Annotated in this window: 17 protein-coding genes; 13 read left to right on the top strand and 4 right to left on the bottom strand. The window is 45.3% G+C overall.

The window, feature by feature from the left end:
- Nucleotides 1-360: 360 nt before the first annotated feature.
- On the top strand, nt 361-1,254 hold the full coding sequence (locus tag DP120_RS10220; protein ID WP_112223573.1) for a glycine betaine ABC transporter substrate-binding protein: 894 nt from the start codon (nt 361-363) through the stop codon (nt 1,252-1,254).
- Between the two features lie 402 nt (nt 1,255-1,656).
- Nucleotides 1,657-2,217, top strand: a complete 561-nt coding sequence (locus DP120_RS10215) for a DUF4256 domain-containing protein (RefSeq protein ID WP_112223572.1) — start codon at nt 1,657-1,659, stop codon at nt 2,215-2,217.
- 118 nt (nt 2,218-2,335) lie between these two features.
- Here DP120_RS10215 and DP120_RS10210 read toward each other — a convergent pair whose 3' ends face one another.
- A complete protein-coding gene (locus DP120_RS10210) occupies nt 2,336-3,070 on the bottom strand; it encodes a glucose 1-dehydrogenase (RefSeq protein ID WP_112223571.1) in 735 nt (244 codons plus the stop codon).
- Nucleotides 3,071-3,222: 152 nt separating this feature from the next.
- Between DP120_RS10210 and DP120_RS10205 the strand changes: the two genes are divergently transcribed.
- From DP120_RS10205 to DP120_RS10195, 3 genes are all read left to right on the top strand, one after another.
- The gene (locus DP120_RS10205) at nt 3,223-3,807 is read left to right on the top strand and encodes a TetR/AcrR family transcriptional regulator (protein WP_112223570.1); all 585 of its coding nucleotides are present in this window, start codon (nt 3,223-3,225) and stop codon (nt 3,805-3,807) included.
- A 112-nt stretch (nt 3,808-3,919) separates the two neighbouring features.
- Nucleotides 3,920-5,092: a DUF2157 domain-containing protein gene (locus DP120_RS10200; RefSeq protein ID WP_112223569.1), complete on the top strand. Its 1,173-nt coding sequence runs from the start codon at nt 3,920-3,922 to the stop codon at nt 5,090-5,092.
- Nucleotides 5,089-5,541 (top strand): GDYXXLXY domain-containing protein, encoded by a 453-nt coding sequence (locus DP120_RS10195; protein WP_112223568.1) that lies wholly within the window; start codon nt 5,089-5,091, stop codon nt 5,539-5,541. Before DP120_RS10200 ends, DP120_RS10195 begins: the two co-directional genes overlap by 4 nt.
- 91 nt (nt 5,542-5,632) lie before the next feature.
- Here DP120_RS10195 and DP120_RS10190 read toward each other — a convergent pair whose 3' ends face one another.
- The 3 genes from DP120_RS10190 to DP120_RS18480 form a co-directional block, all read right to left on the bottom strand.
- Nucleotides 5,633-6,148, bottom strand: a complete 516-nt coding sequence (locus tag DP120_RS10190; RefSeq protein ID WP_112223567.1) for a hypothetical protein — start codon at nt 6,146-6,148, stop codon at nt 5,633-5,635.
- 77 nt (nt 6,149-6,225) lie between these two features.
- The gene (locus DP120_RS10185) at nt 6,226-6,819 is read right to left on the bottom strand and encodes a hypothetical protein (protein ID WP_112223566.1); all 594 of its coding nucleotides are present in this window, start codon (nt 6,817-6,819) and stop codon (nt 6,226-6,228) included.
- Between the two features lie 217 nt (nt 6,820-7,036).
- A complete protein-coding gene (locus DP120_RS18480; RefSeq protein WP_165843773.1) occupies nt 7,037-7,198 on the bottom strand; it encodes a hypothetical protein in 162 nt (53 codons plus the stop codon).
- A gap of 195 nt (nt 7,199-7,393) precedes the next feature.
- Between DP120_RS18480 and DP120_RS10180 the strand changes: the two genes are divergently transcribed.
- The 8 genes from DP120_RS10180 (at nt 7,394) to DP120_RS10145 (ending at nt 16,284) form a co-directional block, all read left to right on the top strand.
- Nucleotides 7,394-9,493, top strand: coding sequence for an MMPL family transporter (locus tag DP120_RS10180; protein WP_112223565.1), 2,100 nt, complete (start codon nt 7,394-7,396; stop codon nt 9,491-9,493).
- A gap of 66 nt (nt 9,494-9,559) precedes the next feature.
- The gene (locus DP120_RS10175; RefSeq protein ID WP_112223564.1) at nt 9,560-10,231 is read left to right on the top strand and encodes a response regulator transcription factor; all 672 of its coding nucleotides are present in this window, start codon (nt 9,560-9,562) and stop codon (nt 10,229-10,231) included.
- Entirely contained in the window at nt 10,228-11,622 is a 1,395-nt protein-coding gene (locus tag DP120_RS10170) for a sensor histidine kinase (protein WP_112223563.1), read from the top strand. Before DP120_RS10175 ends, DP120_RS10170 begins: the two co-directional genes overlap by 4 nt.
- Nucleotides 11,623-11,638: 16 nt before the next feature.
- On the top strand, nt 11,639-12,028 hold the full coding sequence (locus DP120_RS10165) for a hypothetical protein (RefSeq protein ID WP_112223562.1): 390 nt from the start codon (nt 11,639-11,641) through the stop codon (nt 12,026-12,028).
- A gap of 157 nt (nt 12,029-12,185) precedes the next feature.
- Entirely contained in the window at nt 12,186-12,959 is a 774-nt protein-coding gene (locus DP120_RS10160) for an ABC transporter ATP-binding protein (protein WP_112223561.1), read from the top strand.
- Nucleotides 12,956-14,785: an FtsX-like permease family protein gene (locus DP120_RS10155; protein WP_112223560.1), complete on the top strand. Its 1,830-nt coding sequence runs from the start codon at nt 12,956-12,958 to the stop codon at nt 14,783-14,785. The genes DP120_RS10160 and DP120_RS10155 overlap by 4 nt, the downstream gene beginning before the upstream one ends.
- Before the next feature lie 154 nt (nt 14,786-14,939).
- Nucleotides 14,940-15,263 (top strand): PadR family transcriptional regulator, encoded by a 324-nt coding sequence (locus DP120_RS10150; RefSeq protein WP_112223559.1) that lies wholly within the window; start codon nt 14,940-14,942, stop codon nt 15,261-15,263.
- On the top strand, nt 15,256-16,284 hold the full coding sequence (locus DP120_RS10145) for a DUF4097 family beta strand repeat-containing protein (protein ID WP_112223558.1): 1,029 nt from the start codon (nt 15,256-15,258) through the stop codon (nt 16,282-16,284). Before DP120_RS10150 ends, DP120_RS10145 begins: the two co-directional genes overlap by 8 nt.
- The last annotated feature ends 125 nt before the right edge of the window (nt 16,285-16,409 follow it).

Genomic DNA, 16,409 nt, shown 5'->3' with positions numbered 1-16,409 from the left:
AACCTCAAATAGGCTAATTATCTGCTATTTCCACTCCTTTTCTGCTTAGACCCTGTTTATATGTTATACTAGTATTTGTCGCGTTAAATTCGATAACCGTAAATCTCGGTTTAAAGAGAGATAATTCAGCAGGATTCACTGGCTGAAACCGATCAGTAATATTAAATAATGTGATTATTTATGCCATAGGAAACTCCCGAAACCATCAGTTTTCATCACTTTATACTGATTCAGCTGAGAGCTGAAATCCTGTTGAAATTCCTTTCAAGAAATGTACGGATTGCACCACCTGATTCCTAGAAATTGAATCGAAGAATTATGACCGGCTGCTTACCACCAAATCTTAAGGAGGAATTATTTATGATTAAATACAAATATCTTACTGGCACTGCCGCTCTGTCTGCTGCGTTACTGGTTGCAGGCTGCGGAAGCGATGAAGGATCTGCTGGCGGGCAATCGCTTGGCGAAGAGTTGGATTACACGATTACTGGGATCGAGCCTGGAGCCGGCTTGACCGGTCTTGCCAAAGATACACTGGAAGAGTACGACAATTTGGAAGGCTGGGAACTCGAAGAAAGTTCGACAGCAAGTATGCTGACTGCCTTGGACGATGCCATTGACGATGAAGAGCCGCTTATCATCACTGGCTGGACGCCTCACTGGATGTTTTCTGCCTATGACCTGAAATTCCTGGAAGACCCGAAAGAAACGCTCGGTGGACCTGAGAATATCCAGACGATTGCAAGAGAAGGTTTTGAAGAAGATTTTCCGGAAGCCTATAAAATTTTGGACGCTTTTGAGTGGGAATTGGAAGACCTTCAATCAGTAATGTATGCGGGGCAAGACATGCCCTTTGAAGAAGCTGGCCAAAACTGGATTGATGAAAATCGTGAAACAGTCGATGAATGGACAGCAAATGCTGAACCGGTAGACGACAAGAAAATTGAACTGGTATCAACTCCTTGGGACAGTGAACGCGCTTCTGCAAGCGTGCTGGAAATTGTCCTGGAAGAACAAGGATTTGACGTAACAGTAACTGATGTAGACCCTGCAGTTTTATTCGAAGCTATCGCGACTGGCGGCGCTGACGCTTCCATCGCTCCTTGGCTGCCTGTGACGCACGGGGCTTTTTATGAAAAGCATGAAGAAAATATGCTCGATCTTGGACCGAACCTGACTGGCGCACAAAACGGCATTGCTGTTCCTGCCTATATGGATATCGATTCAATTGAAGATCTTGAACCAAAAGAGTAAAGAAAAGCGACAGCGCCCGTTAAGCTCTGAAAGGCATAAGACAGAACAGCAGAGTGGCGCTCTTTGCCACGGCAGCTTCGAAAAGCGGAAACGGCCGTTCAGCTCCGACAGGCTTAAGATGAACTTCCGTAGCGGCGCATTTCGCCGTGCAGGAAGGGTAGCTTAAGTCCGAGGAGTTGGCCGTTGGAGACTAGACACGGGCTGGCTTATGACCCGAAGAGCTGGGCCGCTGGAGTCTAGACAATAATAAAGTACGCACGAGCCGGACCCTTTTCCAAGCGGTCCGGCTTTTTTTTCTTTTAATTTCTTCTATATGAATTATCTCAACTAAGAATTCGCCAATACGCTTATTAGAATGTATATACTTAAGCTAAGAAGATTTTTTAAAAGGAGGAATTTCAAATGGCGAAAAAGGAATTGTCTACTGAACAGCAGGAAGAATTGCTCGGCAAATTGAAAAGCCGTTTCGAAAAGAATATGAATCGGCACGAGGGTGTGGAGTGGGATGAAGTGCAGAAGAAACTTGAAGCAGCTCCCGACAAGCTATGGTCACTGTTCCAAATGGAAGAAACGGGCGGCGAGCCGGATGTCGTAACCTTGGATCTGCAGGACGGCGTCCATGTATTTTATGATTGTTCTCCCGAAACACCGAAAGACCGCCGCAGTCTTTGCTACGACCGCGAAGCCTGGGAAGCACGGAAGAAATTCAAGCCTGAAAATACTGCGATGGACATGGCTGCTGAGATGGGCATCAAAATGATTTCAGAAGATGAGTATCGCTCGCTGCATCAATTTGGCGAGTTTGACCGTAAAACGTCGACCTGGGTGCTGACACCAGAAAACATCCGGTCCCATGGCGGCGCAATTTTCTGCGACTACCGTTATGGCCAGGTCTTCACCTACCACAACGGCGCTGACTCTTATTACGCCAGCAGAGGGTTCCGCGGCAAACTGGAGGTTTAACTGGCCAATTCGTTTATCCCTAAATTCACTGTAAGAGTCATAGTTAGAATGGATCTTGAGTCTAATAACAAAGCCAGTCCGGAATTTTTTGGACTGGCTTTGTTATTGCAACACTTATTTATTGGGCAGTCAAACCGCCGTCGATGACAAATTCTGAACCTGTTGAGTAGCTTGCTTCATCTGAAGCAAGGAATAGCACCATATTGGAAACTTCCTCCGACTGAGCCACACGCTTCAAAGGGATATGTTTTGAGAATTCCTCCACGGCAGCTTTTGTATCTTCCTGTACGACCATCGGCGTAGCGATGACGCCTGGATGAACAGAATTCACGCGAATTCCATAATTAGCGCATTCAATTGCGGCCGCTTTCGTCATTCCGCGAACCGCGAATTTCGTATCCGTATAACCGATTGCTCCTGCTACCAGTCCATTCATGGATGAGATATTGACAATCGAACCGCCACCCGCCTTTTGCATGGACGGAATAACAGCCTTCATCCCTAGAAAAACAGAAACCTGATTGATTTCAACAATTCGGCGGTATTCTTCTGCAGTCGTCTGCAAAATTGACTTGGCCATTGTAATACCGGCATTGTTAACCAAAACATTCACTGGTCCGAATGCTTTTTCAGCTTCCTCGATCACTTTTGACCAGTCATCCTCAAGCGCGACATTTTGCTTTACGAAAAAGGCATTTTCTCCAAGCTCATGTGCCAATGCCTGGCCTTTTTCCTCATTTAAATCTGTCAGCACCACTTTCGCGCCTTCTTCGATGAATTTTTTTACGTGTGATGCACCCATCCCTTGAGCGGCACCTGTAACAATCGCTACTTTTCCAGCTAATCGGTCCATTTTCCATTCCTCCAGCAAATTATTGGTTCTATGAAATAAACTACACTTGTAAGTTAACGGAAAAATGTGCTGTTTGTCCATTGAAAATAAATCATGTCATAATAAATTCAAGAGTATCATCCACAGGATGGACATAAGAGGAGGTTTTTGACATGGCAAGCCCAGAAGATCGCCGCATCTTACGGACACAGAAAAAGTTAAAAACCGCGTTACTGGATTTATTGCAACACAAAGAGCTGCAAGAGCTGTCTATCACTGAAGTTACTAAACAGGCTGAATGCAATAGAGTCACCTTCTATTCGCATTACAGGGATTTAAATGCCTTACTGGAAGCAATAGTGGAAGACCACTTAGCCGGGTTGACGGCTCATTTCCGTCGAAGCTTTAAAGGCCGCGAACGTTTTTCTTCAACAGATGTGGAGCGCCATCTGCCAATTTTCGAATATATGTACCAGAACCAGTTCATTTTTTCGCTGATCATCAAAGGAGAAGTACTTCCTGGTTCTCAAAATCTCTTTTGCGAGAGCTTGGTCCAGGTTTCCAGTATCGAGTTGAAATTGGAAGAAGAAAGCAATATCGAGATTCCTTCGCTCAATTATTTTGTGACTTATGGCAGCCTTGGTTTCTTCCTGTACTGGATTAAAGAAAATTTCAGCAGTCCGCCAAGAGTCATGGCTGAAAAACTGGCCGTTCTCCATGGCAAGATATACGGAGGCGCAATAGTAGTCAAAGATTGACCACCTTGGCCCCTTTTTTCAGTAAAATCTTTAAGTCTTTTTGTTCATTCATTGTCTGTCAATTCTGTCAAATCGGCATTATAATAAAGGCAAAGATTAGGGGGAGACGATGATGGATTTCGAACGGAAACTGGTGCAATGGCGCAATGAAGGGTTTATTGACCAAGCGGCTGTTGACCGCATACTGATATTTGAAAGAGGCCAGCCCAAAAAGAAAAAGATTCCATTATTACTGCTGATCGGCTTGATTTTCTTCGCATTGGCTGTGTTCAGTTTTATCGCAGCCAATTGGCAGGCGATTCCTGAGCTGGTGAAAGTGGCATTGGTTGTTGCATTGATGTGGATTTTCTATATAATTGCCTACTTTTCCGAAAAGAAACGTGTCGGACAGCCGATACTATTCCGATTGCTCGGACTCGCCATGTTCGGAGCCAGCATTCTGGTGACGGCCCAGACATTCCATTTCAGCCTCTCCAATTCCATGTTGCCATGGGCAATTTTCATCGCTGCATTGGCCCATTACTTCCAGTGGAGGCATTTAGCGTATGTAATGATCGCCTTCATTTTTGGCATATTTACGCTCACGTCATTTTTGCCCGATACCAATTGGGTTGAATGGGGAATCTTTGTAGCCATCTCCCTCGCCTGGTTCTATTTCAGCAAAGATGATGCACCGAAGATATTAAGCTGGATGCTGCTGTTTTTCTCGGGTCTGTTAATGTGGGATCTTGTTACATACAGCAGCCCTTTCTGGCCGGTTTGGACCCTGTTCGCGCTCGTCCTTCTGCTGTTCTTAGCTCCAAAGGACAAACAGGAGCTTTTGTCGCCGCTTTATCTGCTCTTCGGCGCTGTTATGCTCGTCGTCTATCTGGCCCTTAGAGGTGAAACCGAAATGTCGCTCGTCGATCTCAACTGGCCAGAGGCGATTATGCTTGCCGCTGCTGGACTTGCTGTATTATTTCTTGCCTATACGAGATTCAGGGATATCATTTGGATTTCCATTCTCGGTGCCATGGGCTTCCTGCTGTATGACGATACAGCCATCGCATTGGCGCTGGTTGCTGAAGTGAGTGCACTTGCTTACCTCATTATTGCCCAGCGGCAAAACCGGATGCTTGCTCCAGGGTTCGTCTATTTTATCTTGGTGCAATTTGTGATTTACGTCATCTATGCCTGGGAACGCCTTGATATGTCGCTGTTCTTCCTGATCGGTGCACTGTTACTGTTTGCACTTTCAGCAGCTGCCTGGTGGTTGAACCGCAAGAGAGAAGGTGCTGCATCATGAAATTAAAATCTTGGATTTTGCCGATTCTCATGACGCTGTTCATTGTCATATTAGTAGCAGCTTTCTATTCCGCCTCCTGGTTTGGTGAACAATATACACTGCGGGCAGAGCCTTTTGACCCGTTTGATCCGTTTTACGGAGAATACGTTATGCTGCAGTATCCTGATTTAAACGCAGTGGGCGGTACCTATGAAGGAGATATCTATTTTACATTGACAGAAGGACCTGAGGGTTTTGCTGTCATCGATGAAATCAGCGAGAATCCTTTTTTCGGTGCCATCAGCGGTTACTCTTATGGCAACCGTTTGACCGCTCCGCAGCTTGAGCAATTCTATGTCGAACAGGGTCTCGGACCACAACTGGAAAGCGCGGTTGAGCTGCAGGTGACAATCGATGTCGCGCCGTGGGGCACCATCCGTCCGGTCAGTATCGCGGAAAGGGAAGAATAAATCAGCGTCTGAATTTAACCAATATTAAAGACCTCCATCAGATCAAGTAATCTGATGGAGGTCTTTAATATTGGCCTATTTCTACATCGAACTAGATTTTATTTCTTCGGTTTGATAACGAAATCCAGACACCTGCAATGACAATCCCTGCCACCAAAAGCGACATCAGGACAATTACAGTTGTGTTATTCGAATCGAACCCGCTCGATTCCACTTCCTGTAAAACCACTTCTTCTTTCTCTGCATAGGCTTCATCCGCAAGTTCCGTCTTATGGGTAGTCGGAGAGCATAGAGGATGTATCCACTTCCCTGCGTCCTGGTTGAGGAAGAATAAATACTCTGCGTTCTTTTGGCTTTCTCCCCAAGTAATATCTTCGTAAACTGTAATGGTTTTAGTCTCCACACCTTTATAACTTTTCCCGACTTCGATTATCAGCATTTTCATATTATTGTTACGGTTGATATCTTTCACTTCCCCAACCAAAACAGCATCATATTCGTCATAGGCAATCTTCACCGGTGATGGTTCCGCACACGACAAGGCAAAACTTTGGGCCGGCATCAGGACAAAAGAGGTTAAGAATACCAGAATCATGATTTTTTTCACAATAAAGCCTCCCCGTTTAGCCATTTGTCGTTTTGCCTTTGCTGAAGTTACATCTTCTCCATATATATTTCCAGAAGTTAAGCTGCGGCTTGCCTATTCATTCGGTACATAGCAAAAATCAGGAAACCAACCAGCAAAACTGCCAGGATGCTGAGCATATAGATCTCTTCTGAAAGCTGGAACAGCAAAAGGAAAAAAGCTGATATTCCAAACAATGATACAAAGCAAGTTCTGACAAACGGAAGGTTATAGCGAAAGCCTATTAATGCAGTAATGCCTGTCACTGTTACGAAAATCCATCCCATCAATTCATTTGGCACGAATAAGAAGCAAATCAGTATGTTAAGAAAAACAAAAACCGCTGAAGCCGCCACCCCATCTTTATTCTTATAAAAATGCGGCAGCAGGAACAATCCCATCAATAAACTGCAGATGGCGGTCGCTGCATACTGCACAAAAAAGATTCCATCAAGCGTAATCAACAAACATACGGTGATAATCACCAGTCCAATTGGAGATCTTCCCCACCGTTTCCAGCCTTGTAAAAACAAAAAGAACAAAAAGACAGTCAATAAGCCGAAAATCCATTCCGCTCCAAATAAAGCTTCCCCTAAATACGACAGCACACCTGCAACGATCAACGTTGCTGAGTAGAGTAAAACTTGCTTCATCTTTATCCCTCATTTTCCGGAAAAATATGTATATATATGATTCTACGCTTTTTCCAATCTATTTGGCGGTAAATTCTTTCTTCTACTTTTACTGATGATTTTCCAAAGCCTTCTAACGCATTCACGGGTTCATCTGGACCTTAAAACATCAATAGATTTTCGCACTAAAAAACCGTATTCCGGAAGATCCGGAATACGGGCTATTATCATATCGGTTTTACTTCTTCTTATCTTCCTGCTCATCGTTATTGTCATTGTCCATGCCACGGAATTCCTCTTCTGGAAGATTGATCTCTTCTTTATATTCCTGTGCCTCTTGTCTCAATTCCAGGTCTCGCTGATTCGTTTGCAATTCGTCTTTGTTCTTATCTCGTGCCAATCGAATCCCTCCTCTATCGTGTTAGTCCTCCTATTCCCGAAAAGAAAAGAGTGAAACGGGGGATAAAGTTTCATTTATTTTTCTGCCTCCACTTCCGATCGTTCATATCCCTGCCACCAAAAATTGATATTGAATTTATATTCGGACGCTACGATAGCTCTGATACATCTTAAAAGAGAAAGAGGAGTGGAATAAATGCATAAATTTTTAACCTCGATAACCGATTGGGTATCTACGAAACGGGGCATGTGGATTACCATCATCACCTGGTTTGTCGTGATGATCGCACTCAGTATGGGCCCGAGACTGAATGATTACAAAGTCGCGAACTTCCAGTCACTGCCGGATGATGCGCAATCAATCATCGCAGACCAGAAGCTGAAGGAATATTTCCCGGATGACCAGGGAACTCCCGGCATACTCGTCTTCCATAATAGTGAAGGTGAAGTAGCAAATGAAACTGTCGAAGAAATCCTGACAGCGATCAATGCCGAAAACATTGAAGGCATTGATTCGATCATCGATATCAGCCAGTTGCCGCCACAAGCGCTGGAAGGTTTCTATTCTGATGACAATTCAACGATGATTGTTCCCATGACGCTTGAAGCCGGTCTCGGCGGTGCGAATTTCTCTGCAATCAATGATCGTGCCAGTGAAATCGGTTCTGATATAGCTGCCGAATCAGGCAATCTTGAATTTTATGTCACCGGTCCAGCAGGTATTGCAGGCGACACAGTAAAACTCTTTGAAGAAGCGGATTTCGTTCTATTGATCGCGACGGTACTGATTATCCTGGTACTTCTTATCGTCATCTATCGTTCACCGCTGCTCGCGTTCATACCTCTTTTGGCGACGATCATCGTCTATCAGGTCGTTAACCAGACGCTCGCATTCATGGGAGCCGCCGGTCTTGAGCTGACAAGCCAGACCACATCAATCATGAGCATCCTGCTGTTTGCGGCAGTGATCGATTATTCCCTGTTTGTGTTCTCGCGCTACCGCGAAGAACTGAACCATTATGAAAGCAAATATGAAGCGATGAAATACGCAATGCGCGCTACCGGCGAACCGGTATTCTTTGCAGGTGGTACAGTGCTCGCTGCGATGCTGATCCTGTTTTTTGCGGACTTCCGTGATTACACCAACTTCGCGCCGATTTTCGGTACAGCTGTTTTTATCATCATGATTGCTTCCATTACATTGATACCGGCTTTATTCACATTATTCGGCCGTAAAGCATTCTGGCCTAAAGTACCGAAATACGGAGAAGCTAAAGAATTAAAACATGGCATCTGGGGACCAGTTGCGAAATCCGTCGTCAACAAGCCCGTCTTTTCCGGTGGAATTGTCGCCATTTTCCTGATTGTTTCAGCACTGAATATCTTCAATCTCGAATTTGAATTCGATACGGTGAAATCCTTCCCGGAAGATATGCCTTCCCGTGTCGGCTATGAAATCGTTGAACAGAATTTCGACAAAGGCGAAATCGCCCCTTCTACGCTGCTTGTAGTTGGCGACCAGCCGATTGACGGCGAAGCTGCAGCCGCACTTGCTGAAGAATTGACAGCTTACGATGAAATCGCATCTGCCCGTCTGTCAGGTCAAACAGATGACAGCGAAGCTGTGAAATTCAATATCGCCCTATCGATGAATCCCTATTCAACGGAAGCCATCGATTTTGTAGAAACACTGCGTTCCGACAGCGAACAATTGCTTGCCGCTGCCTCAATTGAAGGTGAAACGCATTTCGGGGGCATCACACCGAAATTGACTGATGAGCGGGATGTAAACAATTCAGATATCATCAAAATTGTCGTTCTCGAAACGTTGCTCATCCTGGTTCTATTGTTTGCACTGACACGGTCTTGGAAAATGCCATTCTACATGATGGGAACGATTTTATTGTCATACCTGTCCGCGCTCGGCCTGGGTATTTTCCTGGTGGATGTGCTGTTCGGCTTTGACGCAATCAGCACCCGCGTGCCAGTGTATGCATTTATCTTCCTTGTAGCGCTCGGCATCGATTACAATATAATTCTGGTGTCACGTTTTATCGAAGAACGCAAATCGCGGAAAGTTAAAGAGTCCCTGGAAATCGCTCTTACGAATACGGGCGGCGTGATATCTTCAGCCGGCATCATCCTTGCGGCAACATTTGCTGCACTGACCACGATGCCGATCGCCGATTTATTCGTATTCGGCTTCATGGTCTCCATCGGTATCCTGATCGATACCTTCCTTGTCCGCGGCATGCTGTTGCCGGCATTGATATTGTTTTTTGAAAAAGACAAGTAAACCCTGCATACTGAAAATACCGGGAAGCCGTATGAGACGGCTTCCTCATCACAGGGAGGAATCGGCATGAAAATACTCGTCGTTGACGACGATCTTTATATCCAGCAATTGGTGGCAATCCATCTGGGCAAAGAAGGGTATTCCGTTTTCAGGGCTACAGACGCGGAACAAGCGTTATTGCTGCTGGAAGAACAGCTTGTCGATCTGGCAATCGTCGATGTAATGATGCCGGGAATGGATGGCTTTGACCTGACCCGCATCCTGACACAGGACCTGAACATTCCGGTAATCCTTCTGACGGCAAAAGGCCAGCTTGAAGATAAGGAAAAAGGTTTTTTATCAGGCTCCGAGGATTATGTGGTTAAACCGTTCGAGCCGAAGGAATTGCTGTTTCGTGTCGCGGTGGTGCTGCGGCGCTCCGAACGTTTGGTACAGGAAAATTTGCAGGCAGGCAATGTGGCGATCAACCGCCGGAATTTCGAAGTGACGATTGGCGATGAAACCGTCATTTTACCGCTGAAGGAATTTGAAATTCTGTCCCTTCTGGTCTCCCGCACCAACTTGGCCACTCCCCGCGGCCTGCTGTTTGAATATGTCTGGGGCGAAGACCACGATGTCAGTGAAATGACATTGAATACACATATCAACCGTATCCGTGACCGGCTCAAACGATACGGGGCCACTGTTGAAATCCATACGATGCGCGGCATCGGCTATAAATTAGAGGCGTTGAAATGAAAACCCTATACCGCCAATTTACCGTTGCCACGCTGTTCATCCTGGCTATCAGCATCCTGATCGGTTTTACTATCGCCAATATTTTTTATATTACTGTCACTAAAGAAGAGACGATCGAACAGAATGTGGGCATCGCTCAGGAAATTGTGGCAACTGTCCAAAATGTGCCTTATTCCGATGAAGGCTTCGATCGCTATATGCAGGCTGTGGCGAAGCTCGGCTACCAGATTGCCCTTGTCGACAGTTCGGGCAATATGAATTTTTTTGGAGAACCGTTTGACGACACGACGTTTCCGGAGGAAGCCAAGCGCGTTCTGACTGAAAATGATACTTATACCGGACTCGACAGTTTCACGGACCAGATCTTCATGATCGGACATTTCACAAACGAATTGCATAACACTGTCGGCGTCCCTTTTGAGCGCAACGGCGAAAACTATGGCTTATTCATCCGGCCCGATACCAAACTTTTGGGAACCGATATCCATTCGGTGCTGATCGGCTTTGTGGTGGCTATCGGACTTGTCAGCATCATCGGCATGATCTGGCTTGCGCGGCAATTGACGCGTCCTATCGTGCAGCTGACCGAAGCGACCAAACACATCGCGCGCGAAAACTATAACTACCCGCTCGATATAAAGCGTAAAGATGAAATCGGCCAGCTGTCGGAGAGCTTTAACTTGATGCAGACACAGCTGCAGCAAAACGACTTAGCGCGCAAAGAGTTCATCAGCAATGTATCGCACGATTTCCAGTCGCCGCTCATGAACATTCAGGGCTACGCGGATCTCTTGAAATCGCCTGACTTGCCGGATGGTGACAGACTGGCTTACACATCAATCATCGATCAGGAAGCGAAACGGCTCTCCAGCCTGACGCGCCAGCTCTTATTGCTGACGTCGCTTGACCAGGGCGCTTATCCGATGAAGACCGAAGAATTTCAACTCGACGAGCAGCTGAAAGCTGTTGTCCGGAAATACCGTTGGCGCCTTGAGGAAGAAGATATCAATCTTTCTTATTCTTTGCCCCCTACCCTTTTCCGGGGCGACGCCGAACTGCTCGATAACGTCTGGGACAATTTGCTGACAAACGCCATTAAATACAATAAACCCGGTGGCAGTATCGAAATTGGGCTCAAGACAGTCGGCAAAGAAGTTATCATTATATTTAAAGACACTGGATCAGGAATCTCGGAAGACGCGATTTCCCAATTATTCGAACGCTTTTACCGTGGTGATGCCGCCCGCAAAAAAGACGGCACAGGACTCGGTCTGTCCATTGTGGAACAGGTTGTCCAGTTGCATCATGGTAATGTTGAAGTTAACAGCAAAATCGGTGAAGGCAGTGAGTTCATCCTCACCCTGCCTCATCCCGATTTGAAACAAACATAATTTGGAGGGTTTATTCATGGAAAAAGTTTGGAGTTTAAGATTGATCCGCTTTTCGGCAATTTTCGGTTTTATCGGCACGTATCTGGGTTCACACATGGCTGGCCAGATGGATTATTCGCTGCGACCGGTCCACGCTCACATCTTGCTTGTAGGTTGGCTGTCGGTATTTGCCTGGGGTATTTTCTATCACGCCTACACGATTAAATATAAAAAACTCGTTACCGTCCACGGTATTCTGGCAATGGTCGGCGCGGTCGGCCTGACGGGCGGCATGTGGCTGTATAATTTGAACCCGTTCAATTGGAACGAAACCCTTGTCATGGTGCTGTTCATCGTAGGCGGTTCGCTGTTATTACTGGCCTTCCTGCTGTTCGCGGTTATTACGTTCCTGACGGAAAAAGAATAGATTTAAGCGAAAAACTGCTCCCAAGTCATTAACAATGATTTGGAAGCAGTTTTTTTGAAAACCTTAAGAATTCTTCATTTTTATCGAAAGTAATTCTTCATGTTTCTCCAATATACTGAGTCTCATCAGATATTTTGAAACAAATGGAGGAATTAGTATGAAAACAATATTAAAGGCAAAAAACGTAACAAAAACTTACGGCAAAAAAGGTACGGCCGCCTACACGGCAATCAGCGATTTATCATTTTCAATGAATGAGGGTGAATTCATCGGCATTATGGGTCCATCAGGTTCCGGCAAGACCACATTACTGAATATGGTCGCGACACTCGATCCATTGACGGATGGTGAAATCACCATCGACGGCATTTCCGTATCGTCCATGAACGAAAATCAATTATCGGACTTCCGCTCCCAGAAACTTGGATTCATCTTTCAAGATTTTAATCTGCTGGAAAATATGACAGTCTTTGAAAATATTGCTTTGCCCTTAGCGCTCCAGAATAAGAAATTAGATAAAATCCAGGCAAGCGTTCATCAAGTAGCCAGTCTGCTTGGAATTAGTGACATTACAGAAAAATATCCGGCAGAGCTTTCAGGAGGCCAGAAACAGCGGACCGCCATCGCCCGCGCTTTGATCCATGAACCGACACTGCTTCTCGCCGACGAACCAACGGGTGCACTCGATTCCAAAAATGCTGCCACATTGCTCGACACATTAGCCGATTTGAATAAAGAACGGAAAGTCTCCATCCTGATGGTGACCCATGACCCGCGCAGCGCCAGCTATTGCAGTCGGCTCCTGTTCATAAAGGATGGAAAACTGGACCACGAACTTTTTTCAGCCGGTACACGTGAAGAATTTCATCAGGAAATCCTGGCTGTTCTAGGCGATTTAGACCGCCGCCCTGTGGCAGGTGTCCGCTCATGATTCTGAAACTGGCGTTAAACGGCTTGAAAAAGAAACAGCGGGATTATGCTATTCTCTTTACCGGCCTGATCATTTCCATCGCTGTATTTTACATGTTCCTTACCCTTTCACTGAATAAAGAATTTATCCTGCAAAATTCCGTTATCAATAATATTCAATTGGTCTTTCTCGTCGGGACAGTAATGCTTTCTGTCATCACATTCTTCTATTTGTTCTATACCAATTCGTTTCTGCTGTCCTTACGAAAAAAGGAATATGGCCTTTATGAACTGATCGGTGCGAAAAAAATCCAGATTCGGCGTGTATTTCAGATTGAAACCATGGCCATAACCGGAATTTCACTCATCATTGGCCTCATACTCGGAATCATTTTATCCCGTGTCGTTTCCTGGTTGCTGATGAACCAGCTGAATATCGAATTCACTCAATTCAAGGCCGTCTATTTGCCGGCGGTTTTCTGGACCATGATTTATTTCCTTGTCACTTCTTTCATTACGTCGTCCATCCATAATTTATGGCTCACCAAAATTTCCATCATTGAATTATTGCGTTCAGAAGTACAAAACGACCTCTTACCGGAAAAGCCCAAAAACGCTGCATTAATGATTTTCTTAGGTCTCTTCTTATTGGCAATCGGTTATGTTGCGCTCTATTTCATGGAAATACTCCGTTTTATCGGGTTATTCACTGCACCAATAGCAACAACGCTCGGCACTTATGTGCTATTCGTGGCACTGCTGCCTATCATCGTCCGAAAATGGAAACGCAATAAAAGAGTGAATTTTAAAGGGATCAATTCTTTCACTTCCGGACAGCTTAACTTCCGTTTATCATCACTGAAATGGGTTCTTGCCACGATAGCATTGCTGATCGCATTATCTGCCGGTGCTATTGCAGGCGGATTCGCTTTCAAAAACGACGCTTTCACATCTATTGATGAACATTGGCAGTATGATGCTACGCTTTACAACCCGGGCGCTGCAGAAATGGCTGTTTTAGATTCAATTCCAGTTGAAGAACAACTCACATTCCGCATGAAATTGAATGATGAGTTCATCTATTTGGTTCAGGAAGAGCTGAATGCTTCACCTCCGCTGATTAGAGATATGGTCACGTATGAAGTAGTCCGCCCCGATCCGCTGCCGGAAAAGCTGGATATTGAGGACGGCAACCAAATTGTCTCTGACCAATGGTTTACTGCACTCTATGCAATCAACCCTGCTCTTGAAGGCACAAGATCTACCCGCATCGTTCCGCTTGAGGAATATGAACTTGCGGAAGGAGAGGAAATTTCCATTCTGCTGGCAAGAACCTCTGATTTTTCTGCCCATATTGAAGAGTGGCAGAAGCTGGATGAGCTGCAGTTAAACGTATACCCCGATCTCGTTTCCGGATTTGATCCAGAAATCGATTCTGTCGCGACCAAATACGCCCAGTTCAAAACACAATACGCCATTGCCAGCGGAACGTTTTTTATGGGCTTTTTCCTTGGCCTTGCTTTTCTGACGATGATGGCAAGCATCCTGATGTTCAAAATTCTGTCTGGCGCAAATAATGACATCCGCCGCTATGACAGTCTGCGGAAACTGGGTGTGCGACGCAGGCTTCTGGAGAATTCCATTTACCGTGAAATCCTGATTGTCTTCTTATTCCCAGGCTTATTAGGATTGCTGCATGTCTTTATCGGCATGCGGATGTTCACATTCATCATGGACGAACCTTATTACCGATTGTGGGTGTCCATCCTGATTTTCCTGGCAATTTACAGCGGCTATTATTTCTTTACAGTCTATCTTTATCGGAAGATTGTTTTACCTAAGCATTAAGTTTATCAAAGCCTTTTCGGACTGAAGATTCCGGGAAGGCTTTTATTGTAAAAATAAATTCTCTCAATACCTTGCATTGAATAGTACTGAATGTTATATTACTCATTAACCACTACTGTTTATAAAATACTAGTTAGGAAAGGAGGCTTTTCAGGTGAATATTCAATTTAAAAAAGGCGCGTTGAATTTATGTGTGCTGGTTCTTTTGGATAAACAAGACCGCTACGGCTATGAATTGGTGCAGAAAATTTCCGATCGCATCGCCATTTCGGAAGGCGCTGTTTATCCCCTGCTTCGCCGTTTGACCAAAGAAGGCTATTTCTCCACTTATCTGCAGGAATCGTCGGAAGGTCCGCCGCGCAAATATTATTCGCTTACCGAAGCCGGCAGAACATATCTTCATGAACAGCTCGAAGAATGGAAAAGCTTTACGGATGGGGTCAATAAACTAATCGAAGAGGGTGTGCAAAATGACTGAACAACAATTTCTGCAACAGCTTGAACAAGCCTTGGAGCGGCTGCCTGCCGAAGAACGCAGCGACATTCTGCAGGATATCCGCGAATACTTTGCGAATGGCCGCGCTGATGGCAAATCCGACAGCGATATCGCTGTGGAATTGGGCTCTCCGGATGCCATCGCAAAAGAACTTGTCGACAGCTTTGACTTTAGCCAATCAACAGTACCTGCCGAGAAAATCGATATTTCGAAGGACAAATTCGATAAAGTTGATATTCAGACCGACAATGCAGTGGTGCAAATTTTCCCTTCTGCTGATGGCCAAATGCACGTAGATGTTGAAAATAAAACCTACCGCCAGCACCTGGCAGTAGACATCCTTGACCGTACCCTGGTGATTACGTTGAAAGAAGAAGCAAGAAAATGGGGATTCTTTACGATTACAGGCAATTTCAAGTCACCCACTCTGATTGTTCGACTGCCTCCTAAACTATACGAGAAGATTCAAATTCTCTCTGACCATGGCACCATCACCGGTGAACGCCTGGAAAGTACAGAACTTCTGGTTGAAACGGATAATGGCAGCATCGATCTAAGCCGGATAACCGCCGAAAAGTTCGCGGTAAAATCGGATAATGGAGCGATAAAGCTGACAGCTGTCCAGGCAAAAAATTTGAGAGCCGAAACAGATAATGGCCAGCTCACGTTGAAAGATATCCGAGCCGGTAAACTGAATGCCGTCTCCGACAACGGTGGCATTACATTGAAAGAAGTTGAAGGTGACGTCCAGGCACAAACAGATAATGGACGCATCCATCTTTTGGCGCCCGATCTTGAACGCAACATAAGTCTGGAAACAGACAATGGTTCTATTCTGCTGGAAACAAAGAGAAAGCCGGAAAACGCCACCATCAACGCTGAAGTCGATTGGGGCTCGGTTTCTGTATTCGGCTCGAAGAAAAGAAGAACTGTTTACGGAACCGGCCAGCACCCCATTGACCTGCAATCCGACAACGGCAGCATTACAGTTAAATTGGTATGAATGATTGAGGCTTCGCGGACGCGAAGCCTCTCTTTAATGGATTGGAGTTTTTCGCTATGCGAAAAACATCCGTTTAGTTCAAGGACTTTGTGTGGGAAAGTTGTGTTTTTGAATTGATTATTCGG

The sequence above is a fragment of the Planococcus halotolerans genome (genome assembly GCF_003289955.1).
In the GTDB taxonomy this organism is placed as follows: Bacteria; Bacillota; Bacilli; order Bacillales_A; family Planococcaceae; genus Planococcus; species Planococcus halotolerans.
This window is presented reverse-complemented; position numbering and strand designations above follow the sequence as displayed.